Origin of the sequence: Micromonospora sp. RHAY321 (assembly GCF_023896955.1) — a bacterium.
Taxonomy (GTDB): domain Bacteria; phylum Actinomycetota; class Actinomycetes; order Mycobacteriales; family Micromonosporaceae; genus Micromonospora.
Genome location: NZ_JAMHIW010000004.1, coordinates 242,668 through 268,735 on the forward strand (window position 1 = coordinate 242,668; position 26,068 = coordinate 268,735).

Sequence of the window (26,068 nt, forward strand, 5' to 3'; positions counted from 1 at the left end):
GGCCGGGTCCACTTGAGGCCGGCCGGAGCGGGACCCCGTACCGTGCCCCCCGTGACTGACTTTCGTATCAGCTACGGCACCGAGGTGGCCGACGCCCTGCACGACGGCCGGCCCGTCGTCGCCCTGGAGAGCACCATCGTCTCGCACGGCCTGCCCCGGCCGGAGAACCTGCGCGTGGCCCGGGAGATCGAGCAGGCGGTCCGGGACGCCGGGGCGGTGCCCGCGACGATCGGCATGATCGGCGGCGAGCTGGTCGTCGGCCTGGACGACGCCCAGCTGACCCGGCTGGCCACCGTCGACGGTGTGAGCAAGCTCTCCGTCCGCGACCTGGCCGTCGCGGCGGCGACCGGCGCGGACGGCGCCACCACCGTGGCCGCGACCAGCGCGGTGGCCGCCGCGGCGGGGATCGGGGTGTTCGCCACCGGCGGTCTGGGCGGGGTGCACCGGGAGGCCGCGCACACCTTCGACGAGTCGGCGGACCTGATCACCCTGGCCCGGACCCCGATCGCGGTGGTCTGCGCCGGGGTCAAGTCCATCCTCGACGTGGGCGCGACCCTGGAGCGGCTGGAGACCCTGGGGGTCGCCGTGGTGGGTTACCGCACCCGCCGGTTCCCCGGCTTCTACCTCACCGACGGCGGCTTCGACCTGGACTGGTCGGTGGACTCCCCGGAGCAGATCGCCGCCGTGCTCGCCGCCCGTGACGGACAGGCCGTGCACGCCGGCGGCCTGATCGTCGCCAACCCGCTGCCGGTCGACGAGCAGCTCGACCCGGAGCTGCACGACCGGACCCTCACCGAGGGCCTGGCCCGGCTGGAGCGGGACGGGGTGACCGGCAAGGCCGTGACCCCGTACCTGCTGTCGCACTTCCACTCGGCCACCGAGGGCGCGAGCCTGGCGGTGAACGTCCGGATCATCCTGCGCAACGCCGACCTGGCCGCGCGGATCGCGGTGGCCTCGGCCGCCCGCACCACCGCCGTCCCGGCATGACCCGACCGGCCCGGGTGGTCGTCGTCGGCGACGTGATCACCGATGTGGTCGCCGTGCTGTCCGGGCCGCTCGCGGCCGGCTCGGACACGACGGCCGGGATCAGCCTCGGTGGCGGCGGGCAGGCGGCCAACACCGCCGCCTGGGTCGCCGCCCAGTGGGTGGACGTCACGCTCGTCGCCGCGGTGGGCGACGACGACGCGGGGCGCGACCGGATCGGCGAGTTGGAGGGGGCAGGCGTCGACTGCGCGGTCGACCGGATCGAGGGCGTCCCGACCGGCACGGTGATCGTGCTGGCCACCGACGACGAGCGCACCATGGTCAGCCAGCGGGGCGCGAACCTGCGGCTCAGCGCCGAGCACGTCGAACGGGCCCTCGCGGCGGTGCCCGACGCGGGGCATCTGCACCTGTCCGCGTACACCCTGTTGGACGCCGGGTCGCGCGGCGCCGGGCTGCGGGCGCTGGCCGTGGCGCGCGAGCGCGGGCTCACCACCAGCGTCGACGCGGCCTCCGCGGCGCCGCTGCGGCGGGTCGGCGCGGCGGCCTTCCTGGGTTGGGTACGCGACGTCGACCTCCTGCTGCTCAACGCGGACGAGGCGACGGCGCTGGCCGGCGGCCTGGACCCGGCGGCGCAGGGGCGTGCGCTGTCGGCGACCGCCCGGCGGGTGGTGGTCAAGCGCGGTGCGGCCGGCGCGGTCTGGGTGGACCGCACGGCGGCGCTCAGTGTGGCCCCGGCCCGGCGGGTGGCGGTGGTGGACGTCACCGGGGCGGGCGACGCCTTCGCGGCCGGTCTGCTCACCGCCTGGCTGGCGGGTGCCACCCCGACGGCGGCGCTGAACCGGGCGACGGATCTGGGCGCGCTGGCCGTCTCCACGGTCGGCGCCCGGCCACGATCGTGATTTGTCGGACCCTGGCCCGTACGCGGGTCAGGGTTCGACGTCGATGACCTTGTGCGGACGTTCCTCGGCGGTGAGGCTCATCGGCGGGGTGTCGTCCTTCTGGCGCGGGTGGAACCGGTTGGCCAGCCGGTGCTCGTCCTTCGGCGGCCGGTCGTTGGCGAGCAGCACGGCGAGCCACGGGATGAGCACCATGCCGAGGGCGCACAGGGGCAGCCAGAGCCAGAGCAGGGGTGCGTTCACGCCGACCAGGATCGCGCCGGCGACGATGCAGGCCACCCGGATGCCCATCATCAGGACGTAGCGCCGCTGACGACTGGTGAGCTGGTCACTCTGGCTGCGCGAGGCGTCGGTGATCAGAATCGGCTGGTACGCCTGACGCTTCACCATGAACCTCCTCGAGGGGATTACGACTCATCCTGTCACCGCGAGGCCGTGATCAGCGAACTTCGAGTCATCCCGACGCGTGTTACGTGCGTGGTACGCTCCGCGATGTGGGCAGCAGGTTCAGCTTCACCGACGAGGCGTTGGCCAACCTGAGGGTCTACGACGTCACGCCCGGGGAAGTCTGGGAGGCGCTGCACAGCGCCCGACGGGTGATCCGCCACCTGGGCGACGACGTGATGGTGGTCTACGCCGCCGCCCGGCGGGGCCGCCGACTGGCGGTGCTGCTCGCCGAGGCCGACGGCACCGACAACGACTGGGACATCCTCTCCGCCCGTGAGCTGAGCGACGTGGAGTCCAAGCGCTACGACGAGGCCGTGCGGAGATCTCGCCGATGAGGAGGCCGTGACGATGCACCGTAACGACGCGACCAAGCAGTTCCACAGCGGCGACGACCGGATCGCCGAGCTGATCGACGAGAGCCCGGCGGTGGATCTGCCCACCCCCGACACCGACGTGCCGATGGTGAGCCGATCGATCCGGCTGCCGCTGGAGACGTACGACCGGGTCCGGGCCGCCGCCGACGCCAGGGGCATCGGGGTCACCACGCTGATGCGGCAGTGGATCGAGGCCGGCCTCGCCGACCTCGACGACTCCGCCACCGTGTCGCTCGCCGACGTCCGGCGCGCGCTGGCCTCGCTGGCACACCCCACCGCCGCCTGAGCGACCACCGGGTCAGGCGCCGGCGGTCTTCGCCTTCGCGGCCGCCTTCATCTGCTGCTTGTAGTCCCGCACCCGGCGCAGCGAGTCGGCGTCGGTGACGTCAGCCACCGACCGGTACGCGCCCGGGTCGCCGTAGCCGCCGGCCGCCTCCCGCCAGTCCTGCGGGGTCACCCCGAACCGCTTGCCGAGCAGTGCCACGAAGATCTGCGCCTTCTGCCTGCCGAAGCCGGGCAGCTCGGCGACCCGGCGGAACAGCTCCGGGCCGTCGGCGACGTCCGACCACAGCCGGGCGGCGTCGCCGTCGTAGCGGTCCACCAGGACCTGGCACACCTCCTGAACCCGGGCCGCCATCGCCTTCGGGAACCGGTGCAGCGCGGGCGGGGTGGCGAAGAGCGCGACCAGGGCCTCCGGGTCGTACGCGGCCAGCTCCGCCGCGTCCAGTTCGTGGCCGAGCCGCTGCTCCAGCACGTACGGCGAGGAGAACGCCTTCTCCATCGGCACCTGTTGGTCGAGGACCATGCCGACGAGTCGGGCCAGCGGGCTGCGCTCCAGCAACCGGTTGGCCTCGGGGTCGATGGGCAGCACGAGCGTCATGGCACCATCCTGCCCCGGCCCCCGACCGTGGTGAACACCGACGCTCCGGGTTCGATCCGGCGGGTGGCGCGGACCGGGGGCGCGGCGGAGGGCAGGATGGCGGCGTGGACGAACACGACATGCTGCTCTCCCCCGCCGGCGTCGACGCGCTGCGCAGCGCGCTGACCCGCGCCGGGTTCACCAGCAACGGCATCGCCGGCCGGCTCGGCTCCCAGGCCACCGGGGCGGTCGCGCGCAACGACTACCGGGCCGCGCTGCGCGCCACCGAGGACCGCGACCCGCTGGGCACCCTGATCCGGGTGTTCATCTGCGACCAGACCGAGTCGGAGGCGACGGTGGCCGCCGCGCTGGCGCCGCTGAGCGTCGCGGAGGCGGTGGCCGGCGGACTGGTCGAGCGGCACGGCGACGGCCTGCGCGCGGGCGTCGACCTGGAGCCGTACGGCGACGACTGGTGGGTGCTCGCCGACGTGCCGGCCAGCGCCCGGCCGGGCCGCCCCCTGCACGCCGAGCACGTGCTCGGCATCGGCGGTGCCACCCAGACCCTGATCGGCGCGACGGTCCGCCGGCCGGTCGACACCGCGCTGGACCTGGGCACCGGCTCCGGCATCCAGGCCCTGCACCTGTCCACCCACGCCCGCTCGGTGACCGCCACGGACCTCTCGGAGCGGGCCCTGCGCTTCGCCGCGACCACCGCCGCCCTCAACGGGCAGGACTGGGAGCTGCTACGCGGCGACATGGTCGCGCCGGTGGCCGGCCGGCGCTTCGACCTGGTGGTGAGCAACCCGCCGTTCGTGGTCGGGCCGGGCACCACCACGCACGTCTACCGGGACTCCGGTCGCGTGGGTGACGCGATCGGCGCCGAGCTGGCCGCCGCCGCGCCGGGCCTGCTGACCGAGGGCGGCACCATGCAGTACCTGGCGAACTGGGTGCACGTCACCGGCGAGGAGTGGGACGAGCGGGTGGCCGGCTGGTTCACCGGGACCGGCCTGGACGCCTGGGTCATCCAGCGCGAGGTCGCCGACCCGATGGCGTACGTCAACCTGTGGCTCACCGACGTCGGCGAGAGCGCCGACCCGCAGCGCATGGCCGCCTGGCTGGACTGGTTCGACGCGCACAAGGTGGAGGCGATCGGCTTCGGCATCGTGTCGCTGCGCCGCGGTGGGCACGCCGACCCGGTGGTCCGCGTGGAGGACCTGCGCCAGCGGGTGCAGCCGCCGCTGGGCGACCAGGTCGCCGCCTGGTTCGACCGCCAGGGCTTCCTCCGGGTACGCGACACCGAGGCGCTGCTCGCCGAGCGCTACCGGGCCGCCGACGGCCTCCAGCTGCGGCAGGAGGCCACCATGGGCGACGAGGGCTGGGCGGTGGACCGGCAGGTCCTCGCGATGCCGCACGGGCTGCGCTGGACCGAGGAGGTCGACCCGCTGGTGCTGGCGCTGGTCGGCGGCGCCGATGGCCGGCTACCGCTGCGCGACCAGCTCTCGCTGCTGGCCGCGGCGCACGACGTCGAGCCCGCCGAGCTGGCCGAGGCGGCCGGCCCCATCGTGGCGCACCTCGTGGAGCGGGGCATCATCGAGCCGGTGACCGCCTGATGCGCGCGGTCGTGCAGACGGTGAGCCGGGCCAGCGTGACGGTCGACGGGGAGGTGGTCGGCGAGATCGCCGACGGCCTGCTGGTGCTGCTCGGGGTGACCCACACCGACACCGCCGAGACCGCCGCGACGATGGCCCGCAAGGTGCACGAGCTGCGGATCCTCGACGACGAGCGGTCCGCGGCCGACACCGGTGCACCGGTCCTGGTGGTCAGCCAGTTCACCCTCTACGGCGACGCCCGCAAGGGCCGCCGTCCGAGCTGGACCGCGGCCGCCCCGGCAGAGGTGGCCGAGCCGCTGGTCACGGCGGTCGTCGAGGCGCTGCGCGAGCGCGGCGCCAAGGTGGAGACCGGCCGCTTCCGCGCCCACATGCTCGTCGAGAGCCTCAACATCGGCCCCCGCACGATCCTGCTCGACCTGTAACCGACCGACCCCGCCAACGTCCGGTCGATCATGCCGCAGTGGATCTCCAACAACGACGGGATGCCCTAGGAGGCCGGGTATCCAGGTGCCCGGCAAATGGACGCGAATCGCCCTCGCGTTGTTCCGGACGCGACTACGGTCAGACCAGTGGTCGATGACCTCAGCGCGGTGGAGGCACTCAAGGCGGACCCGACCCTGTCCGGGTTGCGCCGCTCCCTGGAGGCGTACTACGGCGACCCGGTCCGCGAGGCGGCGATGGACGCGTTCTACGCGCCCCTGGTCCGCCCAGGGGACCTGGTCTTCGACGTCGGCGCGCACGTGGGCGACCGGCTCGGGAGCTTCCGGCGGCTGGGCGCCCGCGTGGTGGCCGTCGAGCCGCAACCGCTCTGCACCCGGGCCCTGCGCGCGCTCTACGCGGACGATGACCGGGTGACCGTCGTGGAGGCGGCGTGCGGGGCGTGTACCGGGCCTGTGCGGCTGCACGTCAACTCGGCGAACCCGACGATCTCCACCGCGTCGGCGGGTTTCCTGCGGGCCGCCGAGGGGGCCGGCGGCTGGGAGGACGAGATCTGGGACGTCGAGATCGAGGTGGCCGGAACCACACTCGACGCCCTGGTCGCGGCGCACGGCGTGCCGGGCTTCGTAAAGATCGACGTGGAGGGGTTCGAGGACGCCGTGCTGGCCGGGTTGAGCCGCCCCCTGCCAGCGCTGTCCTTCGAGTTCACCACCATCGAACGGGACCTGGCCGCGCACTGCCTGGACCGGCTCACCCGGCTGGGCTTCACCACGTTCACCGTGGCGCTCGGCGACGAGATGGCGTTCGCCCTTGATGGCTGGCGGCCGGCGGGCGAGGTGGCGGCGTACCTGCGTGCGCTGCCCCACGAGGCCAACTCGGGCGACGTCTACGCCCGCGCCCGGCCCGCCTGAGCACCGGAGGCCGGGCGGAGGGGTGGGTCAGGAGAAGAGGCCTCGGCGGGTGAGGGACTGGCGGAGCCAGTTGTCCAGTTCGGCGGTCCAGTCGGTGCGGTCGGCGGTGGCGTGGTCGACCGTGAACCGGCCGAAGGCGTCCCGACCCTCGGTGAAGACGCCGCCGCGCTTGTCGACCTCCAGCACCACCTGCATCCGCTGCGCGTCGGCGATGAAGGTGACCTCCAACTGGTTGATCGAGCGGGCGTACTGCGGCGCCGGGCTGAACTCGATCTCCTGGTAGAACGGCAGCGTCTGCCGTACGCCGTAGATGTGGCCACGCTCCACATCGGCGCGGGCGAACCGGAAGCCCAGCCGCAGCAACGCGTCCAGCAGGCGCTCCTGCGCCGGCAGCGGGTGCACCGACACCGCGTCCAGGTCGCCCTTGTCGACGGCCCGGGCCACCTCCAGCTCGGTACGCAGACCCATCGTCATGCCGTGCAGGTGCTGCCCGTACAGCTCGGTGACCGGCGTCTCCCACGGCACGTCGAAGCGGAACGGGATGTCGTGGCGCTGCCCCGGCTCCAGCCGGAACGCGCCCGTGACCTGCTGGCGGTGGAACTCCTGGGTGGTGTCGTAGTCGTTGTCACCGCTCTCCACCTCCACGCGGGTGACCAGGCCGAGAGTCACGTGGTCGATGTCGACCTGGTGGTCACCACCGATCACCTGGATGCGGCCCTCCAACTGGCCGCCGGGGCGGCAGTTCGGGTTGGCGAGCACCGTCTCCACGGATGGGCCGCCGACCCCCATCGCCTTCATGAGCCGCTTGAAGACCACACCGTCCTCCATCCGCCGTCACGCCGACCCCGGGTGGCCGACCGTCGGCACGGTAGCCGGGACGGGCAAGGCACACCCGGATGACACACCGCTCCGCCGATCCGACCGGATTCCTGTCGGGTGCCCGATCGCCTCACTCCCGTTTCACGTCCCGCCCGCCAAGCTGTGTCTCACACCGGCACCACTGGGCCGGAGGCACGGCACAGACGTGGACACGGGGAGACAGAGATGGTCCTGCAGATGACGGAACACCGGACGCGCCCGGCCGCCAGCACCGACACCGACGGAGCCAGCGAGGTCCTCGTCGACCTGGACGCCACCGACGAGCGCGGCATCTCCACCGACCTGGTTCGGGCGTACCTCAACGGGATCGGCCGGACGAAGCTGTTGACCGCGGCGCAGGAGGTCGACCTGGCCCGGCGCATCGAGGCCGGCCTGTTCGCCGACGAGAAGCTGGCCACCTGCACCCCGGTGTCGCCGGAGCTGCGGGCCGATCTGGAGCTGATCGTCGCCGAGGGCCGCGCTGCCAAGGACCACCTGCTGGAGGCGAACCTGCGGCTGGTGGTCAGCATCGCCAAGCGCTACACCGGGCGCGGGATGGCCTTCCTCGACCTGATCCAGGAGGGCAACCTCGGCCTGATCCGCGCGGTGGAGAAGTTCGACTACGCCAAGGGCTACAAGTTCTCCACGTACGCCACCTGGTGGATCCGGCAGGCGATCACCCGCGCGATGGCCGACCAGGCCCGCACCATCCGCATCCCCGTCCACATGGTCGAGCAGGTCAACCGGATGGTCCGGGCGCGCCGCGAGCTGGCGGTGTCGCTGGGCCGCGAACCCACGGTCGCCGAGGTGGCCCGGGCGCTGGAGATCCCCGAGTTCCAGGTCATCGAGCTGATCTCCTACGACCGGGAGCCGGTCAGCCTGGACCAGGCCGTCGGCGACGACGGCGAGAGCGCGCTCGGCGACTTCGTGGCGGCGGTGGACCCGCGCGGCGACCTGGGCGACGCGGCCGCGCAGGGCGAGTTGCGCAACGAGGTGAGCATCGTGCTGGCCACCCTGTCGCAGCGGGAGCAGGCGGTCATCCGGCTCCGGTTCGGGCTCGACGACGGCCGGCAGCGCACCCTCGACGAGGTGGGTCGCGAGTTCGGCCTCTCCCGGGAGCGGATCCGGCAGATCGAGAAGGTGACGCTGCTGAAGTTGCGCGCCCCGGAGCGGGCCCAGCGCCTGGAGGCGTACGCCTGCTGACGCACCGGTTCCCACGGAAGGCCCCGGCGGTTCGCCGGGGCCTTCCGTGCGTCCGGGACAGGGCAGGTCAGAGGCGGCGGGGGCCGGTGTCCGGTCGGGCGGCCACGCCGCCGACGCGTACCTGGGCGTGTAGGACCGAGATGCCGTCCGGGCGGGCGAGCACCGGGTTGAGGGTCAGCGAGCGTACCCGGGGCTGCTCGTCGGCGAGCTGACCCACCCGCAGCAGCAGGTCGGCCAGGGCCGCCCGGTCGACCGGCGCGGCGCCCCGGTGCCCGCGGAGCAGTGGCGCCGCGCGGGGCTCGTCGACCAGCTCCGCGGCGTCCCGGTCGGTCAGCGGCACCGCCCGCCAGGCCCGGTCGCCGAGCAGCTCGGTGGCGACCCCGCCGAGGCCGAAGCCGACCACCGGCCCGAACGCCGGATCCTCCACCAGCTCCACGACGCAGGCCACCCCGGGCGGGACCATCGGCTGGACCAGCACGCCCGCGCCGAAGGCCGCCGCCAGCTCCGCGTACGCCCGGCGGACCGTCGGCTCGTCGGGCAGGTCGAGCCGGACCGCGCCGAGGTCGAGGCGGTGTCGCAGCCCCGGGGCCTCGGCCTTGAGCGCGACCGGGAAACCCAGCCGCGCCGCCGCGTCGGCCGCCGCGTCGGCCGAGTCGGCGGGCACCGAGGCCACCACGTCGATGCCGTACGCGGCCAGCAGCGCGGTCGGGTCGGGAGGGTCGGCGCGCAGCGCGGTCTGCGCAGCGGTCCGGTCGACGCGGGACAGCTCGGGTGCGACGCCGGGCGGGCGGCGCAGCCACTCGGCGTACCGGTGCACGCGGGCGAGGGCCCGGACCGCCTCCTCCACACCTGCGTACGCCGGCACGCCGGCCGGCAGCCGGCCGACCAGGAACGTCGCCACGGTGGGCTTGCCCAGCGCGAGCACGGCGGGCAGCGCGGCGGTGACGTCGGCGTCCACATCGGTGAGCTGACCGGGCAGTGGTGGGGCGATGACCACCACCAGCGCGTCCACCCGGTCGTCGCCGGCCGTCTCGGCCAGCGCCGCGGCGAACTCGGCGGCGCCGGCACGGGGACCGACGTCGCGGGGGTAGCCGTCGACGACGGTGAGGCCCTGCCCGACGCAGGCGGTGGCGGCCAGGCCGGTGAGCGCCGAGGAGTTGCCGACCACGCCGACCCGACCGCCAGCCGGCAGCGGCTGGTTGGCCAGCAGCACGCCCACGTCGAGCAACTCCGGCACGGTGTCCACGCGGATCACGCCGGACTGGGCGAAGAGCGCGGCCACCGCCGCCTCGTCCGGCCCGACGGTGTCGCCCACCCCGACCGGACGGGCCGGCGAGGCGAGCGCGACGACCGGCTTGGCCCGGCCGATCCGCCGGGCCAGCCGGGCGAACTTGCGCGGGTTGCCGAAGGTCTCCAGGTACAACATGATCACGTCGGTGCCGGGGTCGTCCTGCCAGTACTGCAGCAGGTCGTTGCCGGAGACGTCGGCCCGGTTGCCGGCCGAGACGAAGCTGGACAACCCGAGGCCACGCCGGTCGGCCTCGGCGAGCAACGCCACCCCGAACGCACCGGACTGGCTGAAGATGCCGACCCGGCCGGCCGGCGGTAGCGCCGGGGCGAGGGTGGCGTTGAGGCGTACGGCCGGGTCGGTGTTGGCCACGCCGAGACAGTTCGGGCCGACCACCCGCATGCCGGCGGCGTGCGCCGCGCGGACGAGCGCCCGCTGCGTGGCCGCGCCCTCGGCGCCGGCCTCGGCGAAGCCGGCCGAGATCACCACCAGACCGTGCACACCGGCGGCGGCCGCGTCGGCCACCACCGCGGTCGCCGCCTCCGGCGGGACGGCCACCACCGCCAGGTCCACCGGTGACCCGGCGGCGACCGCCGACGGGTACGCGGGCAGCCCCGCCACGGTCGACGCACTCGGATGCACCGGCACCACCGCGCCCGTGAAGCCGCCGTCGCGCAGGTGCCCGAGCACCGCCGCGCCGACGCCCTGGCCGGTGGCGCTGGCACCATAGACGGCGATGCCGCGCGGAGCGAGCAGCCGGGCGATCGAGCGGGCCTCGGTGCGGTGCTCCCGGCCGCGCTGCACCTCCAGCGTGGCCTCCGTGGGCGCGATCGGGAAGCTCAGATGCACCACGCCGTCGGCGTACTCGCGCTGGACCTGGTAGCCGAAGTCGGCGAAGACCCGCAACATCGTGCCGTTGGCCGGTAGCACCTCGGCGACGAAGCTCATGATGCCGTTGCGCCGGGCGGCGTCGGCCAGGTGCTCCATCAGCACCGAGCCGATGCCCCGACCCTGGTAGGCGTCCTCCACCACGAAGGCCACCTCCGCCTCCGGGGCCTGCGGGCCGAGCCGTTCGTAGCGGCCCACCGCCACGATCTGGTCACCGGCCAGCACCACGAACGCCTCCCGGTCGCGGTGGTCAACGGTGACGAAGCGGACCAGATCGCGCTCGGGGATACGCGGGTACGGCGAGAAGTAGCGCAGGTAGCGGGTGCGCTCGGAGAACCGGCCGTGCATCGCCACGATGCCCGGCGCGTCGGCCGGGCTGATCGGTCGCAGTTGGACGGTGCTGCCGTCGCTGAGCAGCACGTCCACCGGCTGGTCCACGGTCGTCACCGGCGCGCTCCTGCGGCCCGGCTCAGTCGCGCGGATCGTACGGGTCGAGCCCGAGCAGCGGGAACACCGTCTTGCGGGTGGCCGCGATCGCCCGGTCCACCGCGTTCGGCTCGCCGGTCGGCTGCCACGGCTCGAACGACGGGTCCGCGTCGTCGGTCATCCGCAGCGGCACCTCCCGGCCCGGGCCACGGGCGGCGGCCAGTGCCCGCCACGCCGGCGGGGTGAGCGTCGCCGGGTCGACCGGGGCACCGGTGGCCACGGCCAGCAGGTGCGTCCAGGCCCGGGGCACCACCTCGACCAGCGCGTACCCGCCGCCGCCGGTGGCCACCCAGCGGCCGTCGCACAGCTCGTCGGCGAGCGCCCGCAACGCCAGGTAGGTGGCCCGCTGCCCGTCCACCGTCAGGTTCAGGTCGGCGAGCGGGTCCAGCCGGTGCCCGTCGGCGCCGCACTGGCTCACCAGCACCTGCGGTCGGAACGCCCGCAGCACCGACGGCACGATCGCGTGGAACGCCCGCTGCCAGCCGGTGTCGTCGACGCCCGGCGGCAGCGGCATGTTCACGGCGGTGCCCTGTGCGCCCGGCCCACCGGTCTCGTCCGGGAAGCCGGTGCCCGGGAAGAGTGCGAGCGGGGTCTCGTGCAGGCTGACCGTGAGCACCCGGGGGTCGTCCCAGAAGATCTCCTGCACCCCGTCGCCGTGGTGCACGTCGACGTCCACGTACGCGATCCGCTCGGCACCCAGGTCGAGCAGGCGCGCGATGGCGACCGCGGGGTCGTTGTAGACACAGAAGCCGGAGGCCCGGGCAGGCATCGCGTGGTGCAGGCCACCGGCCACGTTCACGGCCCGTCGCGCGTCACCCCGCCAGACCGCCTCGGCGGCGGCGACGGTGGCGCCGGCGATCAACGCGCTGGACTCGTGCATCCCGTCGAAGATCGGGTTGTCGGAGGTGCCCAGCCCGTAGCCGGCGAACAGCGGGTCGTGCGGCGCCGCACGCACCGCGGCCAGGTAGGCCGGTTGGTGCACCCGGGCCAGCAGGGCGTCGTCGGCGGGCTCCGGCTTGACCAGGCGTACCCCTGGGCGGTCCAGGATGCCCAGCTCGCGGGCGAGCGCGACGGTCAGCTCCACCCGGACCGGGTCGAGTGGATGCTCACCCATGTCATAGGCGAGCAGCGACTCGTCCCACACCACCACCGTGTCGTCGGACATGAGCCCATCGTCGCACGGGGACCGTCCGCACGCGCTGGTCAGCGGCCGGGTGTCGGCCCCGAGGCGACCGGCCGGGCCGGGTCGGCCACCCAGTTGCTCCACGATCCGACGTAGAGCGCCGCGTCCGGTCGGCCGGCCAGGTGCAGCGCGAGAACCGCCTGCGCGGCGGTCACCCCGGACCCGCAGTACGCCCCGACGGACCGTGCACCGGTAACGCCGGCGGCGGCGAAACGCTCGCGCAGCACGTCGGCGGCGAGGAAACGCCCGTCCGGGCCGACGTACTCCCCGGCGGGCAGGTTCGCGGCGCCCGGCACGTGCCCGGCGACCGGGTCGACCGGCTCGACCTCGCCGCGGTAGCGGGGCGCGGCCCGTACGTCGAGCAGAACGGCGTCGTCGGCGGCAGCCAGGGCGGCGGCCTGCCCGGCGTCGAGCACCGGGAGGTCGCCCGGGCGCACCTCGACGTCCCCGGCGGCCGGGGTGGGGGCCGTGGTGGAGACGGGCCGGCCGGCGGCGACCCAGGCCGGGTAGCCGCCGTGCAGCAGTCGGACCGGGCGGTGCCCGGCCCAGCGCAGCGTCCACCAGGCGCGGGCGGCGGCCAGACCGTCGCCGCCGTCGTACACGACCACGGGGTGACCGGCGCGGACGCCGGCGGCCCGCAGAGCGGCCTGCAACGCGGCCGGGTCGGGCAGTGGGTGCCGGCCGCCCGCGCCGGGCGGCCCGCACAGCGCGGTGTCCAGGTCGACGAAGACCGCGCCGGGCAGGTGACCGGCCAGGTAGTCGTCGTGGCCGGGCGGGCCGGTGAGCCGCCAGCGGACGTCGAGCAGGGTGGGCGGGTCGGCGCGGTCGAGCTCCGCGGCGAGGCCGTCGACCTCGACCAGCGGCTCCTGGGTACCGGACATGGCGACCATCCAACACCATCCCGGCCGTCGGCTCGCGGCTCGGCGGCGGTCGATCGCCGTTCTCCGAGGTAGCATCGTGCACCGGAGGGCCGCTGACGTCATGAAGTCTCACGACCTGGTCGACACGACCGAAATGTACCTGCGCACCATCCTCGAGTTGGAGGAGGAAGGTGTGCCGCCGCTGCGCGCCCGCATCGCCGAGCGCCTGAAGCAGAGCGGTCCCACGGTGAGCCAGACCGTCGCCCGGATGGAGCGCGACGGCCTGCTCACGGTCGAGGGCGACCGGCACCTGATGCTCACCGCCCAGGGCCGTGGCAGCGCCGTGTCCGTGATGCGCAAGCACCGCCTCGCCGAGCTGCTGCTGGTCAACGTCATCGGGATGCCCTACGAGGAGGCCCACGAGGAGGCCTGCCGCTGGGAGCACGTGATGAGCGACGCCGTGGAGAAGCGGGTGTACGACCTGCTCAACCGGCCGACCCGCTCCCCGTACGGCAACCCGATCCCGGGGCTGGAGGAGCTGGGCTCGCCGGAGCCGGAGTCCGCAGCGGCGGGCGAGGGAGAGCGCAACCTGGCCTTCCCCGGCCTGTCCGGGCCGGTCGTGGTGCGCCGGATCTGCGAGAGCGTGCAGACCAACGCCGACGTGCTGCGCCAGCTGCACGCCGCCGGCGTCGACCCGGGCGCGACGGTGATGGTGGCCCAGGAGCGCGACGGGGTGTCGATCGACCGCTCCGGCGACCGGGTCCGGTTGCCGCGCGAGGTCGCCTCCCGGGTCTTCGTCGCCGCCAACTGACCGAGCCCGCCGGCCCGGGCGTCACAGCGCCCGGGTGTCCACCTTCTTGGCCAGTGCGATCAGGTCGGCGGTCCGCTTCTCCGCCGCCGACCTTTCGGTGCCGCGCCCGCCGGTCCAGGTCAGCTCCGCCATCCGGCCGTCGCCGGCCAGCCAGCCCACCTCGGCGACCGGTCCGTCTCCGCCCGCCGCCGCCAGGGTCCGCCGGTACGCCTGCTGCCCCAGCCCGGTGACCTTCGCCGCCTTGTCCGGCACCATGTCGGCGCCGAAGGTGGCCTTGTCGATTTTGGTTTCGGTCACCGCCAACGTCAGCTCCGGCAGCGCCGCGCCCTCGGCCCGCAGCACGCAGGTGTAGGTGTCGTCGCGCTCGCTGGCCGCCGCCACGTCGAAGCGCACCTTGACCACCTGCTCGATCACCGTGAAGTCCAGCAGTCGGCAGGCGCCACCCGAGGAGGCCGCCGCCACGTCCACCGCGATCGGCGCCGGTGGCGGCACCGCCACCGGCTCCGCCTCGGCGCCGCAGCCGCTCACCAGCAGCCCCGCCAGCCCGGCGACCACGATCCGCCCGCGCACGCTCCACCCTCTCGCCCGGTCGACGGCGGAAGGTGCCCGCCGGAGGTCCGTCGGACACCGTACGGGGTGTCCGGGTCGGGCGGAAGCCCTCGTTCGGCGGGTCCGCCCGGACCCGGCCGGCGCTCATTGCGCCGGCGGGTCATCCACGTACGGACAGTGCCGGCAGCCGCGCCCACAGCAGGTGCCGCGCCGGGCCAGGAAACCGGCACTGAGCACGAACAACCCGGTCTCCGGATCGAGGTAGCCGGCCTCCCCGGCGGCCAGTGCGGCGGCGTGCGCGGCGAGGACCCGAGCCCGGTCGGGGTGCTCGGGCGGCAGCCGGGACGGGTGCGGCTCGCTCAGCGGCCGGTCCGCCAACGGTCGTCGCTCTCCGGTCACCGCAGCAGTCTAGGTACGCCGTCCGGAGCCCGGCTCAGCCGTGTGTGGCCAGCGCGGCGGCCACCCCGTCGCGGCCGGCACCGCCGGCGAGCAGCAGGCGCAGCAGCACCCGCGCCTTGTACGGGTCGAGCAGCCCTCCGTTGAGCAGCCCGCGGCGTTGCAGGTCGGTCTCCGAGCCGACCGCCCCGTACGTGTGCCGCAGCACCGACCCGGCGCCGGAGCGGGAGGTGAGCACGACCGGCATCCGGGCGACGAGGTCCCCGAGCACCGGGGCCAGCACGGCGGGCACGTGCCCCACCCCGAAGCCGGCCACCACCAGGCCCTGGTGGGTTTCCGCCAGGCCGTCCAGCAGCAACCCGTCGTCGTCGAGCGTCACCACGTACAGGGCCACCCGGGTCGCGTCGAGCCGGTCCGGGTCGACCGGCGGCAGCGGCTCGTGCCGCCGCGGCCGGGTCAGCATCCGTACCTCCCCCTCGATCACCTGCCCGATCGGGCCGGCATTGGGCGCGGCGAAGGTGGCGGTGCTGGTGCTGTGCGTCTTGCGCAGCCAGCGGGCGGCGTGCACCTCGTCGTTGACGGCGACCAGCACGCCCAGGTCACGGGCGTCCGGCGCGGCGGCCACCCGCAGAGCCGCCAGCAGGTTCGCCGGCCCGTCGGCGCCGGCCAGGGTGGGGTTGCGCATCGCGCCGGTGAACACCAGCGGGGCGGCGTGCGGCCAGACCAGGTCGGCCAGGAACGCCGTCTCCTCCAGCGTGTCGGTGCCCTGGGTGACCACCACGCCGGTCGCGCCGGCGGTCACCGCCCGGGACGCCTCGCCGACCACGTCGAGCAGCTGCCGGCCGGTCAGGTGCGCGCTGGGCACCGCGTGCGTGTCCCGCACGTCCACGGGCACGCCCAGCTCGGCGAGCCCGGGCACGGCGGCGGTGAGATCCGCGCCGGTCAGTCGGGTCACCACGCCCGGGCGGCCGGCGTCGACGCCGCCCATCGCGATCGTGCCGCCAAGGGTGATCAGAGCGATGGACACGGGTGGACCCTCCGTTCCGCCGTCGGGTGCCGGCGGCCCTGGGACCGTACCCGCCCGACATGGCCGGGCCGCCACCCGCCAGGCGGGGGCGAAATGCGGTGTCGCGGAGGATCGCGGCCTCGATACAGTCCCCCGGCCGCCGGCCGGCGGCGCGCGTGACCGCACAGACAGGCAGTGCCCGTGACCCAGCAGCTGACCCAGGCCCCGGCTGGCACGACGGGAAACGGCCCGTCGCTGTGGCGCAGCAGGAACTTCCTGCTGCTCTGGGGCGGGCAGACGGTCAGCGAGCTGGGCACCAGGATCGCGAACGTGGCGGTGCCGCTGCTGGCCGCCGACACCCTGAACGCCAGCGTGTTCCAGGTCTCCCTGCTGACCGTCCTGGCCTGGCTGCCGTACCTGCTCTTCTCGCTGCCGGCGGGCATCGTGGTCGACCGGCTCGACCAGCGGCGGCTGATGATCGCGTGCGACCTGGGCCGGGCCGCGCTCATGCTGTCGCTGCCGGTGGCCGCCCTGGTCGGTCACCTCACCCTTGTCTTCCTGTACGTGGTGGTCGGGCTCGGCGGGGTGCTCACCGTGCTGTTCACCGTGGCGTACAAGAGCATGCTGCCCCGGCTGGTGCCGCCGGACCTGCTGGTGGACGGCAACGCCAAGCTCACCGTCAGCCAGGACGCCGCCGAACTCGTCGGCCCGACGGTCAGCGGCGCGCTGATCGGCCTGGTCGGCGCCGCGCGGACGTTCCTGGCGAACGGGTTTGCCTTCCTGGTCAGCGCGCTGACGCTGATCCTGATCCGGGAGGCGCCGGTACGCCGCGAGCCCGCCCCGCGGGTGCCGCTGCGGGTGGAGCTGACCGACGGGCTCGGCTTCATCCGGCGGCAACCGATCCTCGTGAGCATCCTGGCCTGCACCACCTGGTCGAACTTCTGGGTCATGGCGTCCAGCTCCATCGAGGTGACCTTCCTGGTGCGCGAGCTGCACGCCAGCCCGGTGCAGGTGGGGCTCGTCTTCTCGGTCAGCGCCGTCGGCGGGCTGGTGGTGGGGGTGCTGGCCGCCCGGCTGTCGGCCTGGCTCGGTTCGGCCCGGGTGATCTGGGTGGCGATGACCGCGCCGGGGCCGTTCTACCTGCTCATGCCGCTCGCCCAGCCCGGTTGGGGCGTCCTGCTCTACGGGGCGGGGTTGGCCGCTTTCTCGGCGAACGCGGTGCTGTACAACGTGGCGGCGATGACCTATCGGCAGCGGATCACCCCACCGGCGATCCTCGGCCGGGTCAACGCGGCGTTCCTGTGGATCTGTTTCGGGGTGATCCCGCTCGGCGCACTGACCGGCGGAGCGCTCGGCACCGCGCTGGGACTGCGCGGAGCGCTCTGGGCGTGCGTGCTGGGCACCTGGGCCGCCTGCCTGTTCGTGGTCTGCTCCCCGCTGCGCCGGATGCGGGACATGCCACCGGTGTCGCCGTGACATCGGCGATTTCGTCGTAGGGTCCGACGATGCTCGGCCCGACATCCATCGACGAACGCGGAGGGACACGATGCGGAAGATCGTTGTGCACATGAGCCTGTCGCTGGACGGGTTCTTCGAGGGCCCGGGCGGCGACCTCGGCTGGCACCAGGTCGACGACGAGCTGCACCAGCACTTCAACGACGTCATCGCCCCGATGGGCGGGTTCCTCAACGGGCGGGTCAGCTACGAGCTGATGGCCGCGTTCTGGCCGACCGCCGACCAGGACCCGACCGCCAGTGGCCCGATGCGCGAGTACGCCCGCATCTGGCGGGACATGCCGAAGATCGTCTACTCCCGCACGCTCGACCACGCCGACTGGAACGCCACCGTGGTGCGTGAGGTCGACGTCGAGCAGGTCCGCAAGCTCACCGCCGAACCCGGCGGCGACCTGGCGCTCGGCGGGGCCGACCTGGCTGCCACCTTCGCCCGGCACGACCTGATCGACGAGTACCGGATCTACGTCCACCCGGTGCTGCTCGGCCGGGGTCGTCGACTCTTCCCCGACACCGACGCGCCGACCGGTCTGCGACTGGTCGAGAGCAGGACGTTCGGCAACGGCGTCGTGCTGCTCCACCATGAGCGGACACGCTGACCCCCGGGTGGCCGGCCGTTCTGGCAGGCTCTGGGCATGACCACCTTCGTCGCGCCGGACGGGACCACGCTCGCGTACCGGACCGTCGGCGGCGGCGGCCCGCTGGTCTGCCTGCCCGGCGGGCCGGCGCGCGACTCGGCGTACCTCGGTGACCTCGGCGGTCTGGGCGCGTACCGGACGCTGATCATCCCCGACAGTCGGGGCACCGGCCGGTCGGCCGTGCCGGCGGACGTCTCCAGCTACCGCTGCGACCGGCTGGTCGACGATGTGGAGGCGCTGCGCCGGCACCTGGGCCTCGACCGACTGGACCTGCTCGGGCACTCCGCCGGCGCCAACGTGGCGCTGCAGTACGCCACCCGGCACCCCGAGCGGGTGGGCCGGCTCGCGCTGGTGACCCCGAGCACCCGGGCGGTCGGGCTCACGGCGACCGCCGCGCTCCGGGAGGAGGTCACCCGGGTCCGGGCCGGCGAGCCCTGGTACCCGGAGGCGATCGCGGCACTGGACTCCATGGTGTCCGGTCGGGCCACCGCCGACGCCTGGCAGGCGATAGCGCCGTTCTTCTACGGCCGGTGGGACTCGGCCGCCGAGGCGCACCAGGCGGCCGAGCCGGGCCAGCGCAACCAGGAGGCGGCCCGGGTCTTCGGCGCCGACGGCGCCTTCGACCCGCCGGCCGCCCGGGCCGCGCTCGCCGCGCATCGCGGCCCGGTGCTGCTGCTCGCCGGCGAGCTGGACCTCGGCGCGCCGCCGGGCCTGGTGGCCCAGCTCGGCGCACTGATGCCGGGCGCCGACCTGGTCGTCCAGCCCGGCGCGGGACACTACCCGTGGCTCGACGACGCCGACCGGTTCACCGCGACGCTCACCGCGTTCCTCGAAGGGGCGTCGGCACCGGCCGCTTGAGTCTCCACCGGGGGGAGACAGCAGGGTGAGGGCATGAACGGCGAGACGCGCTACACGATCGGCGAAGTGGCCCGGCGGACCGGCCTGAGTGTCAAGACCATCCGCTACTACGCCGACCGCGGGATCGTGCCACCCACCGACCGGAGCCCTGTCGGCTACCGCCGCTACGGCCCGGAGGCCGTGGCCCGGCTGGAACTCGTCCGGACCCTCCGTGACCTGGGCGTCGACCTGGCCGCGATCCGCCGGGTGGTGGACCGGGAGGTTCCGCTGCACGAGGTGGCTGCGGCGCACGCCGAGGCGTTGGCGGTGCAGATCCGCCTGCTGCGGCTACGCCAGGCGGTGCTCGGCGCGGTGGCACGGCGAGGCGGAAGCGTCGAGGAGATGGAGCTGCTGCACACCATCGCCCGGCTCTCCGGGCAGGAACGTCGCCGGCTGGTCGCCGACTTCCTCGACGCGGTCTTCGACGGCCTGGCCACCACACCGGCGTACCCGGGGGTCATGCGGTCGCTGACCCCGGAGCTGCCCGACGATCCTCGCATCGAGCAGGTGCAGGCGTGGGTGGAGCTGGCCGAGCTGGCCCAGGACCCGGACTTCCGGGCCAGCATGCGACGGCTGGTCCGCCAGTACGCGGCCGACCACGACGTCCCGGGGCTGCCCCGGCCGGACGCCGTCGCGGTCGTCCGGGACGCGGTGGCCCCCGCCCTGGCCGCCGGTCTCGATCCCACCGCGCCCGATGCCGACGCCGTGGTGGCGGCGGTCATCGACCGGTACGCGCACCTCACCGGCAAAACCGACGACGACGCCTTGCGCCAACGGCTGCTGGACCGGCTGGACACGGCGAACGACCCCCGCCGGGACCGGTACCTCGACCTGCTCGCGGTGGTCAACGGCTGGCCGACCGGCGGCGGGGTCGCGCCGGCGCTGGAGTGGTTCGGCCGGGCACTGCGCGCCCGGATGCCTTCGTCGAACGGCGTCAGCCGAACCAGGTGATCGCCTGGCCGTGGCCTCGGGTCCACGCCAGCGGCCTGCCGTCCAGCGCCAGGACGTTGTACAGCCCGTCCTCCGGCGACGCCGGCAGGCCCGGGTACGGCAGCACCTCCGGGTCCTCATTGGCAATCCAGTGCCCGGGCAGCTCACGGACCAGCCGCACGAACGCCTCCCGGCGCGGTACGGGCACCTGGTAGAGCACGGAGGTGTGGAAGACCACCAGCGTCGCGCCGGCCGGTGCCCGCGCGGCCAGCGCCGGCAGGTCGTCCACCAGGTCGCCGCGAACCAGCAGCGGCGGCTCGGCCGCGGCGACCGCCGCAGCGGCCCGCAGCCGCTCCCGCCGGTGCGCGTGCTCCGGCCAGATCAGCGCGTCCAACCAGGACACGTCCGCCGGATCGGTCACGTCGAGCGGGTTGAGGTCCAGACCGGCCCGCCACACCACCTCCGGTACGCGCACCGGTGGCACCAACCCGCTGGCGGCGCACTCCAGCACCGGCTCCCCCGCGCCGACCCGGTGCTCGTCGTAGCGGTAGCCGTACCGGTCGGGATAGAGGCAGAGCCCGGCGGACGCCCCGACCTCCAGCAGGGCCAGCGGCTGCGGCAGCGCGGCGAGCACCGGCAGCAGGACCGCGCACCGGCCGGCCTCGTTCGTCTGCGTGGCCCGGGTGCGCATCTGCGCCTCGACCGCCGGCCAGTTCGCGACCGCGTAGTCGTGGAACGCCGCCGGGTCCTCGACCGGGCCGCCGAGCCACCGGACGACCCCGAACAGCAGGTTCGGCTGCCGCTTGGCCGGCGGGAGCCCATCGAGCAGGGCGAGCAACTCGTCGTCGCGGGACACCGCCCGGGACAGTCGCTCGTACGCGGGTGAGACCCCGCGCACCTCACGACTGGCGAACCGGGTATATGCCTCAGCGGTCGTCATGCGCTGATCGTCCCAGCCAGCCCCCGACAATTCACACCCCGTTGCCCCGGCCGTGTCCCCGATGCCGTGTGCCGCCTTTCCCGCCTCGTAGAGTTCGGCGGCGGTCGGGACGGTGAGCGGCAGCTCAGCCGGCCGCAACGGGCAACGGGGAGGTACGGGTCGTGCGGGGTGACGGTGTCCGGGTACTGATCGTCGGCGGTGGTGTCGCCGGACTGGCGACGGTCGTCGCGCTGCGCGACTGGGGCGCGACGGTCGACGTGGTCGAGCGGGCGCCCGGTCCTGCCGACTCCGGCACCGGCATATACCTCACCGGCAACGCGACGCGGATGCTCGGCGTACTCGGCCTGTGGGAGCCGGTCGCCGACACCGCCGTGCAGATCGGGCGGCAGCGCAGCGCCAACCAGCGCGGCCGACGCCTCTTCGACATCGACGTCGCCGCCCTGTGGCACGGCGTCGGACCCTGCGTCTCGTTGCCCCGGGCGCAGTTGCACCGGGCGTTGCTCGCCGGTGTCGGTGACGTACCGGTCCGCTGGGGTCGCCAACCCGTCGCACTCGTCTGGGAGGGACACCGCGTCGCCGTCGAGTTCGACGACGGCAGCACCGGACGGTACGACCTGGTGATCGGCGCCGACGGGGTGCACTCGACGGTCCGGCGGCTCGCCTTCGACGGCCGGGCGGCCCGATCGCTCGGCCAGTACGCGTACCGCTGGCTCGCTCCCCGCATCGACGCCGAACCGGTGTGGTCGGTGCAGTTGGGGCGCGGTCGGCAGTTCCTCACGATCCCGATCAGCGCCGAGCAGACGTACTGCTACTACAACGACGGCCCGGTGGCGGACCGGCCCGGCTGGCGCGACGAGCTGGCCGCCGCGTTCACCGAACCGGCCGCCATGATGGTCAAGGCCCTCGACGCCGACGACAGCACCCTGCACGCCGGCCCGAACCAGGAGGTCGTGCTCGACTTCTGGTCCCGAGGGCCGGTAGTGCTGATCGGCGACGCCGCCCACGCCACCTCACCGAACATGGCCCAGGGTGCGGCGATGGCCCTGGAGGACGCCGTCGTGCTCGCCACGTCGCTCGCCGCCAGCGGGAGCGTCACCGAGGCGCTGCGCGGGTACGAGGCGCGCCGCCGGCCGCGTACCAACTGGGTGCTCAGCCAGACCCACCGTCGGGACAAGGCCACCGGGCTCCCGCCGGTGCTGCGCGACACGGTGCTGCGCCGCCTCGGCGAGCAGATGTTCCGGTCGAACTACGGCCCCCTGTTCGCCCAGCCCTGACCTGCCCCGGTCAGGCACCGGGGCACCAACCACGGTCGGGACCTGCGAAGGCCCCAGAGCGAACTGCCCCGACCTCCGATGAAGGAGGCCGGGGCAGCGCGATTTCGCGTACGTCAGCTGCAGCCGCTGGTGGAGCCGCAGCCCTCGCAGACGTAGCAGCTGCCGGCCGGGCGCATCTTCGTCCCGCAGGTGAAGCAGAGCGGAGCGTCGGCGGCCTTGCCGATCACGGCCTCCAGCAGTTCGGTGCTGGAACCCACGTTCGGAGCCGGCTTGGCGACGGCCGCGTCGGCCATCTCCTGGGCCGGCTGGGCGACGGCCTCCGGCTTGGCCGGGGCCTCCACCGGCGCCGAGGACGCCATCGCGGTCAGCTCCGCGCCGGTGACGCCGGCTGCTTCCGCGTCAGCCTCGGCCCGCAGCTGGGCGGCCCGCTCGCTGGCGGTGAAGATGCCCAGCTCGGCGCGGCGCTCGTACGGCAGGAAGTCCAGCGCCAGGCGACGGAAGATGTAGTCCATCACCGACGCCGCCATCCGCACGTCCGGGTCGTCGGTCATACCGGCCGGCTCGAAGCGCATGTTGGTGAACTTGCTGACGAACGTCTCCAGCGGCACGCCGTACTGCAGACCGATGCTGATGGCCACCGAGAAGGCGTCCATCACACCGGCCAGGGTGGAGCCCTGCTTGGACATCTTGAGGAAGACCTCGCCGAGACCGTCGTCCGGGTAGGACGACGCGGTGAGGTAGCCCTCGGCACCGCCGACGGAGAAGGAGACCGTCTCGGAGGGGCGCTTCTTCGGCAGGCGCTTGCGCACCGGCCGGTACTCGACGACCTTCTCGACGACCGGCGCGGCCTCGACGGCGGCCGGGGCGGCCGTCTTGTTGGACTTGGCCACCGACAGCGGCTGGCCGACCTTGCAGTTGTCCCGGTAGATCGCCAGCGCCTTGAGGCCGAGCTTCCAGCCCTCGAAGTAGATCTTCTCGACGTCCTCGACGGTGGCCGCCTCCGGCATGTTGACCGTCTTGGAGATGGCGCCGGAGACGAACGGCTGGATCGCCGCCATCATCCGCACGTGGCCCATCGGGGCGATGGAGCGCTCGCCCATCGCGCAGTCGAAGACCGCGTAGTGCTCCGGCTTGAGGCCCGGGGCGTCCACCACGTGGCCGTGGTCGGCGATGTGCTCGATGATCGCCTCGACCTGCTCCTCGGGGTAGCCGAGGCTGCGCAGCGCGCGCGGAACGGTCTGGTTGACGATCTGCATCGAGCCGCCGCCGACCAGCTTCTTGAACTTGACCAGCGCCAGGTCCGGCTCCACGCCGGTCGTGTCGCAGTCCATCATGAAGCCGATGGTGCCGGTCGGCGCGAGGACGCTGGCCTGCGAGTTACGCCAGCCGAACTTGTCGCCGATCTTGTTGCCCTGGGTCCACTGCCTGGTCGCCTCGCGGACGATCGCGGTGGCCACCGTGCCGGCCGGCTTGATCTCGTCGTTGGCGGCGGCGTGCTTGCGCATGACCCGCTTGTGCGGCTCGGCGTTGCGGGCGTAGCCGTCGTACGGGCCGACGACCCCGGCCAGCTCGGCGGAGCGGCGGTAGGCGGTGCCGGTCATCAGCGAGGTGATCGCCGCGGCGACCGAGCGGCCCTGCTCCGAGTCGTACGGCATGCCGGAGGCCATCAGCAGCGCGCCGAGGTTGGCGTAGCCGATGCCGAGCTGCCGGTAGGCGCGGCTGGTCTCACCGATCTTCTCCGTCGGGAAGTCGGCGAAGCAGATCGAGATGTCCATCGCGGTGATGACGAACTCGACCGACTTGACGAACTTCTCCACGTCGAAGCTGCCGTCGGCCTTGAGGAACTTCATCAGGTTCAGCGAGGCCAGGTTGCACGACGAGTTGTCCAGGTGCAGGTACTCCGAGCACGGGTTCGACGCGGTGATCCGGCCGGTCTCCGGGCAGGTGTGCCAGTCGTTGATGGTGTCGTCGTACTGCAGGCCGGGGTCGGCGCACTCCCAGGCCGCCTGCGAGATGGTGCGGAACAACTTCTTGGCGTCGACGGTGTCGATCACCGCGCCGTCCAGCCGGCCGCGCAGGTCGAAGCCGCCGCCGTTCTCGACCGCCGACATGAACTCGTCGGAGACCCGCACCGAGTTGTTGGCGTTCTGGTACTGCACGCTGACGATGTCGGCGCCGCCCAGGTCCATGTCGAACCCGGCGTCGCGCAGGGCGCGGATCTTGTTCTCCTCGCGCGCCTTGGTGACCACGAACTCCTCGATGTCCGGGTGGTCGACGTCGAGGATGACCATCTTGGCCGCCCGGCGGGTCGCGCCGCCGGACTTGATGGTGCCGGCGGAGGCGTCCGCGCCGCGCATGAAGCTGACCGGGCCGGAGGCGGTGCCACCGGAGGAGAGCAGCTCGCGGGACGAGCGGATCCGCGACAGGTTGACCCCGGAACCGGAGCCGCCCTTGAAGATCAGCCCCTCCTCCTTGTACCAGTCGAGGATCGAGTCCATCGAGTCGTCGACGGCCAGGATGAAGCAGGCGCTGACCTGCTGCGGCGACGGCGTGCCGACGTTGAACCAGACCGGCGAGTTGAAGCTGAACACCTGGTGCAGCAGCATCCAGGTCAGCTCGTGCCCGAAGATCTCGGCGTCGGCGGGGCTGGCGAAGTAGCCGTACTCCTCACCTGCGGTGCGGTAGGTGCCGACCACCCGGTCGATCAGCTGCTTGAGCGACCACTCCCGCTCCGGGGTGCCCACCGCGCCCCGGAAGTACTTGGTGGTCACGATGTTGGCCGCGTTGACGCTCCACGACTCCGGGAACTCCACCCCGCGCTGCTCGAAGTTGATCGAGCCGTCCCGCCAGTTCGTCATCACGACGTCGCGGCGCTCCCAGCTGACCTCGTCGTACGGGTGGACCCCCTCCGTCGTCCACACGCGCTCGATCTTCAGCCCGGCGCTCGCGCTGGCCTTGTTCCGTGACCTGCTTGTCGTCACACCATCCCCCGACATCTCATCCGCCCCCTCGTCCACGCGGTCACCCGCCGCGCGTCCACCTGTCAGCAACACAAACCTCAATTGGTACGGCCGGCGGTCCCCGCCGCCCCGGCCTCCGCCACGCCCTGCCGGGCGCGGGCGGCGGCCCGCAATGTCTCGATCTCCTGCTCGAAGTCGGCGAGCGAGTCGAAGGACCGGTAGACGCTGGCGAACCGCAGGTACGCCACCTCGTCCAGGTCCCGCAGGGGGCCCAGGATCGCCAGGCCCACGTCGTGGCTGGGAATCTCGGCCGCGCCCTTGGCCCGTACGGTCTCCTCGACCTTCTGGGCCAGCAGGGCGATCGAGTCCTCGTCGACCGGCCGACCCTGGCACGCCTTGCGCACCCCGCCGATGATCTTCGTTCGGCTGAACGGCTCGGTCACCCCGCTGCGCTTGACGACCGCAAGGACCGCCTCCTCGACGGTGGTGAACCGCTTGCCGCACTCCGGGCAGGACCGTCGCCGTCGGATGAGCTGGCCGTCGTCGGCCTCCCGCGAGTCGACCACCCGGGAGTCAGCGTGCCGGCAGTACGGACACCGCATCGCCCACCTCCAAATAAGATCAACTCGTGGCGCACCGGGCACTTCCGGACACGGCCCACCACGGCGGTGCACCGTCGAATGGTGCCCGCCGTGATCGACGTTACGGGAGTGCGGTCGGTAGTCGGACCCAACCTGTAGGCAACTTACGCCCGTGTCACTACTACATCTAGGGGTCGACCGTATGTCGCTGGGGAACCGGGGTCAAGTTGGCCGGCGTGTCCGGCGCGTCACGGACCATCCGGTCATCGGGACCCGTCCGCTCCGCCGGA

The 26,068-nt window shown here is 73.5% G+C and carries 26 protein-coding genes; 14 read left to right on the forward strand and 12 right to left on the reverse strand.

The window, feature by feature from the left end:
- Window positions 1–51: 51 nt before the first annotated feature.
- Window positions 52–987 carry a pseudouridine-5'-phosphate glycosidase gene (locus tag M8C17_RS12255; protein ID WP_252416553.1) on the forward strand — a complete coding sequence of 312 codons (936 nt, stop codon included), beginning with the start codon at window positions 52–54 and terminating at the stop codon, window positions 985–987.
- Window positions 984–1,883, forward strand: coding sequence for a carbohydrate kinase family protein (locus M8C17_RS12260; RefSeq protein ID WP_252416554.1), 900 nt, complete (start codon window positions 984–986; stop codon window positions 1,881–1,883). The genes M8C17_RS12255 and M8C17_RS12260 overlap by 4 nt, the downstream gene beginning before the upstream one ends.
- A gap of 27 nt (window positions 1,884–1,910) precedes the next feature.
- On the opposite strand, the gene M8C17_RS12265 is transcribed toward M8C17_RS12260, so the two are convergent.
- The gene (locus M8C17_RS12265) at window positions 1,911–2,270 is read right to left on the reverse strand and encodes a DUF3099 domain-containing protein (protein ID WP_252416555.1); all 360 of its coding nucleotides are present in this window, start codon (window positions 2,268–2,270) and stop codon (window positions 1,911–1,913) included.
- Between the two features lie 104 nt (window positions 2,271–2,374).
- On the opposite strand from M8C17_RS12265, the gene M8C17_RS12270 reads away from it, so the two are divergent.
- The gene (locus M8C17_RS12270; protein WP_074318059.1) at window positions 2,375–2,662 is read left to right on the forward strand and encodes a hypothetical protein; all 288 of its coding nucleotides are present in this window, start codon (window positions 2,375–2,377) and stop codon (window positions 2,660–2,662) included.
- Window positions 2,663–2,675: 13 nt separating this feature from the next.
- Window positions 2,676–2,987 (forward strand): hypothetical protein, encoded by a 312-nt coding sequence (locus M8C17_RS12275; RefSeq protein WP_252416780.1) that lies wholly within the window; start codon window positions 2,676–2,678, stop codon window positions 2,985–2,987.
- Window positions 2,988–2,999: 12 nt separating this feature from the next.
- On the opposite strand, the gene M8C17_RS12280 is transcribed toward M8C17_RS12275, so the two are convergent.
- Window positions 3,000–3,581 (reverse strand): HhH-GPD-type base excision DNA repair protein, encoded by a 582-nt coding sequence (locus M8C17_RS12280; RefSeq protein WP_252416556.1) that lies wholly within the window; start codon window positions 3,579–3,581, stop codon window positions 3,000–3,002.
- 104 nt (window positions 3,582–3,685) lie between these two features.
- On the opposite strand from M8C17_RS12280, the gene M8C17_RS12285 reads away from it, so the two are divergent.
- The 3 genes from M8C17_RS12285 (at window position 3,686) to M8C17_RS12295 (ending at window position 6,519) form a co-directional block, all read left to right on the forward strand.
- The gene (locus M8C17_RS12285) at window positions 3,686–5,170 is read left to right on the forward strand and encodes a methyltransferase (protein ID WP_252416557.1); all 1,485 of its coding nucleotides are present in this window, start codon (window positions 3,686–3,688) and stop codon (window positions 5,168–5,170) included.
- On the forward strand, window positions 5,170–5,592 hold the full coding sequence (dtd, locus tag M8C17_RS12290; RefSeq protein ID WP_252416558.1) for a D-aminoacyl-tRNA deacylase: 423 nt from the start codon (window positions 5,170–5,172) through the stop codon (window positions 5,590–5,592). The genes M8C17_RS12285 and dtd overlap by 1 nt, the downstream gene beginning before the upstream one ends.
- A gap of 96 nt (window positions 5,593–5,688) precedes the next feature.
- Window positions 5,689–6,519, forward strand: coding sequence for an FkbM family methyltransferase (locus tag M8C17_RS12295; protein WP_252416559.1), 831 nt, complete (start codon window positions 5,689–5,691; stop codon window positions 6,517–6,519).
- A gap of 27 nt (window positions 6,520–6,546) precedes the next feature.
- On the opposite strand, the gene M8C17_RS12300 is transcribed toward M8C17_RS12295, so the two are convergent.
- Entirely contained in the window at window positions 6,547–7,335 is a 789-nt protein-coding gene (locus tag M8C17_RS12300; RefSeq protein WP_252416781.1) for a sporulation protein, read from the reverse strand.
- A gap of 228 nt (window positions 7,336–7,563) precedes the next feature.
- Between M8C17_RS12300 and sigB the strand changes: the two genes are divergently transcribed.
- Entirely contained in the window at window positions 7,564–8,580 is a 1,017-nt protein-coding gene (gene sigB / locus M8C17_RS12305) for an RNA polymerase sigma factor SigB (protein ID WP_305884688.1), read from the forward strand.
- Between the two features lie 67 nt (window positions 8,581–8,647).
- Here the strand turns inward: sigB and M8C17_RS12310 are convergent, their stop codons facing one another.
- Genes M8C17_RS12310 through M8C17_RS12320 form a run of 3 tightly spaced genes read right to left on the reverse strand, consistent with a single transcriptional unit; the run spans window position 8,648 to window position 13,306 of the window.
- Window positions 8,648–11,203: a bifunctional GNAT family N-acetyltransferase/acetate--CoA ligase family protein gene (locus M8C17_RS12310; protein ID WP_252416560.1), complete on the reverse strand. Its 2,556-nt coding sequence runs from the start codon at window positions 11,201–11,203 to the stop codon at window positions 8,648–8,650.
- 22 nt (window positions 11,204–11,225) lie between these two features.
- Window positions 11,226–12,407 (reverse strand): acetoin utilization protein AcuC, encoded by a 1,182-nt coding sequence (locus M8C17_RS12315; RefSeq protein WP_252416561.1) that lies wholly within the window; start codon window positions 12,405–12,407, stop codon window positions 11,226–11,228.
- A gap of 38 nt (window positions 12,408–12,445) precedes the next feature.
- The gene (locus M8C17_RS12320) at window positions 12,446–13,306 is read right to left on the reverse strand and encodes a sulfurtransferase (protein WP_252416562.1); all 861 of its coding nucleotides are present in this window, start codon (window positions 13,304–13,306) and stop codon (window positions 12,446–12,448) included.
- A gap of 100 nt (window positions 13,307–13,406) precedes the next feature.
- On the opposite strand from M8C17_RS12320, the gene M8C17_RS12325 reads away from it, so the two are divergent.
- Entirely contained in the window at window positions 13,407–14,096 is a 690-nt protein-coding gene (locus M8C17_RS12325; RefSeq protein ID WP_252416563.1) for a metal-dependent transcriptional regulator, read from the forward strand.
- A 21-nt stretch (window positions 14,097–14,117) separates the two neighbouring features.
- On the opposite strand, the gene M8C17_RS12330 is transcribed toward M8C17_RS12325, so the two are convergent.
- From M8C17_RS12330 to M8C17_RS12340, 3 genes are all read right to left on the reverse strand, one after another.
- Window positions 14,118–14,666, reverse strand: coding sequence for a hypothetical protein (locus tag M8C17_RS12330; RefSeq protein WP_252416564.1), 549 nt, complete (start codon window positions 14,664–14,666; stop codon window positions 14,118–14,120).
- Between the two features lie 123 nt (window positions 14,667–14,789).
- Complete coding sequence (locus tag M8C17_RS12335) at window positions 14,790–15,044, reverse strand: DUF5522 domain-containing protein (RefSeq protein ID WP_252416565.1); 255 nt, start codon at window positions 15,042–15,044, stop codon at window positions 14,790–14,792.
- Window positions 15,045–15,078: 34 nt separating this feature from the next.
- Window positions 15,079–16,068 carry an asparaginase gene (locus tag M8C17_RS12340; RefSeq protein ID WP_252416566.1) on the reverse strand — a complete coding sequence of 330 codons (990 nt, stop codon included), beginning with the start codon at window positions 16,066–16,068 and terminating at the stop codon, window positions 15,079–15,081.
- 180 nt (window positions 16,069–16,248) lie between these two features.
- Between M8C17_RS12340 and M8C17_RS12345 the strand changes: the two genes are divergently transcribed.
- The 4 genes from M8C17_RS12345 (at window position 16,249) to M8C17_RS12360 (ending at window position 20,044) form a co-directional block, all read left to right on the forward strand.
- Window positions 16,249–17,523, forward strand: a complete 1,275-nt coding sequence (locus M8C17_RS12345) for an MFS transporter (protein ID WP_252416567.1) — start codon at window positions 16,249–16,251, stop codon at window positions 17,521–17,523.
- A gap of 70 nt (window positions 17,524–17,593) precedes the next feature.
- Window positions 17,594–18,157: a dihydrofolate reductase family protein gene (locus tag M8C17_RS12350; protein ID WP_252416568.1), complete on the forward strand. Its 564-nt coding sequence runs from the start codon at window positions 17,594–17,596 to the stop codon at window positions 18,155–18,157.
- A gap of 36 nt (window positions 18,158–18,193) precedes the next feature.
- Window positions 18,194–19,054 carry an alpha/beta fold hydrolase gene (locus tag M8C17_RS12355; protein WP_252416569.1) on the forward strand — a complete coding sequence of 287 codons (861 nt, stop codon included), beginning with the start codon at window positions 18,194–18,196 and terminating at the stop codon, window positions 19,052–19,054.
- Between the two features lie 33 nt (window positions 19,055–19,087).
- On the forward strand, window positions 19,088–20,044 hold the full coding sequence (locus M8C17_RS12360; protein WP_252416570.1) for a MerR family transcriptional regulator: 957 nt from the start codon (window positions 19,088–19,090) through the stop codon (window positions 20,042–20,044).
- Here the strand turns inward: M8C17_RS12360 and M8C17_RS12365 are convergent.
- On the reverse strand, window positions 20,028–20,963 hold the full coding sequence (locus M8C17_RS12365) for a DUF2332 domain-containing protein (RefSeq protein WP_252416571.1): 936 nt from the start codon (window positions 20,961–20,963) through the stop codon (window positions 20,028–20,030). The genes M8C17_RS12360 and M8C17_RS12365 overlap by 17 nt on opposite strands.
- Window positions 20,964–21,124: 161 nt before the next feature.
- Between M8C17_RS12365 and M8C17_RS12370 the strand changes: the two genes are divergently transcribed.
- Window positions 21,125–22,237 carry an FAD-dependent monooxygenase gene (locus tag M8C17_RS12370; protein WP_252416572.1) on the forward strand — a complete coding sequence of 371 codons (1,113 nt, stop codon included), beginning with the start codon at window positions 21,125–21,127 and terminating at the stop codon, window positions 22,235–22,237.
- Window positions 22,238–22,350: 113 nt separating this feature from the next.
- Here M8C17_RS12370 and M8C17_RS12375 read toward each other — a convergent pair whose 3' ends face one another.
- Both M8C17_RS12375 and nrdR read right to left on the reverse strand, forming a co-directional pair.
- A complete protein-coding gene (locus M8C17_RS12375; protein ID WP_252416573.1) occupies window positions 22,351–25,233 on the reverse strand; it encodes a vitamin B12-dependent ribonucleotide reductase in 2,883 nt (960 codons plus the stop codon).
- A gap of 62 nt (window positions 25,234–25,295) precedes the next feature.
- Window positions 25,296–25,799 (reverse strand): transcriptional regulator NrdR, encoded by a 504-nt coding sequence (gene nrdR, locus M8C17_RS12380; protein ID WP_252416574.1) that lies wholly within the window; start codon window positions 25,797–25,799, stop codon window positions 25,296–25,298.
- Window positions 25,800–26,068 lie beyond the last annotated feature (269 nt).

Excerpts from the sequence above, each read along its gene's own strand:
- M8C17_RS12260 (WP_252416554.1), top strand. The coding sequence starts at position 984 with ATGACCCGACCGGCCCGGGTGGTCGTCGTCGGCGACGTGATCACCGAT.
- M8C17_RS12265 (WP_252416555.1), bottom strand. The coding sequence starts at position 2,270 with ATGGTGAAGCGTCAGGCGTACCAGCCGATTCTGATCACCGACGCCTCG.
- M8C17_RS12275 (WP_252416780.1), top strand. The coding sequence starts at position 2,676 with ATGCACCGTAACGACGCGACCAAGCAGTTCCACAGCGGCGACGACCGG.
- M8C17_RS12280 (WP_252416556.1), bottom strand. The coding sequence starts at position 3,581 with ATGACGCTCGTGCTGCCCATCGACCCCGAGGCCAACCGGTTGCTGGAG.
- dtd (WP_252416558.1), top strand. The coding sequence starts at position 5,170 with ATGCGCGCGGTCGTGCAGACGGTGAGCCGGGCCAGCGTGACGGTCGAC.
- M8C17_RS12295 (WP_252416559.1), top strand. The coding sequence starts at position 5,689 with ATGGACGCGAATCGCCCTCGCGTTGTTCCGGACGCGACTACGGTCAGA.
- sigB (WP_305884688.1), top strand. The coding sequence starts at position 7,564 with ATGGTCCTGCAGATGACGGAACACCGGACGCGCCCGGCCGCCAGCACC.
- M8C17_RS12315 (WP_252416561.1), bottom strand. The coding sequence starts at position 12,407 with ATGTCCGACGACACGGTGGTGGTGTGGGACGAGTCGCTGCTCGCCTAT.
- M8C17_RS12320 (WP_252416562.1), bottom strand. The coding sequence starts at position 13,306 with ATGTCCGGTACCCAGGAGCCGCTGGTCGAGGTCGACGGCCTCGCCGCG.
- M8C17_RS12325 (WP_252416563.1), top strand. The coding sequence starts at position 13,407 with ATGAAGTCTCACGACCTGGTCGACACGACCGAAATGTACCTGCGCACC.
- M8C17_RS12350 (WP_252416568.1), top strand. The coding sequence starts at position 17,594 with ATGCGGAAGATCGTTGTGCACATGAGCCTGTCGCTGGACGGGTTCTTC.
- M8C17_RS12355 (WP_252416569.1), top strand. The coding sequence starts at position 18,194 with ATGACCACCTTCGTCGCGCCGGACGGGACCACGCTCGCGTACCGGACC.
- M8C17_RS12360 (WP_252416570.1), top strand. The coding sequence starts at position 19,088 with ATGAACGGCGAGACGCGCTACACGATCGGCGAAGTGGCCCGGCGGACC.
- M8C17_RS12365 (WP_252416571.1), bottom strand. The coding sequence starts at position 20,963 with ATGACGACCGCTGAGGCATATACCCGGTTCGCCAGTCGTGAGGTGCGC.
- M8C17_RS12375 (WP_252416573.1), bottom strand. The coding sequence starts at position 25,233 with ATGTCGGGGGATGGTGTGACGACAAGCAGGTCACGGAACAAGGCCAGC.
- nrdR (WP_252416574.1), bottom strand. The coding sequence starts at position 25,799 with ATGCGGTGTCCGTACTGCCGGCACGCTGACTCCCGGGTGGTCGACTCG.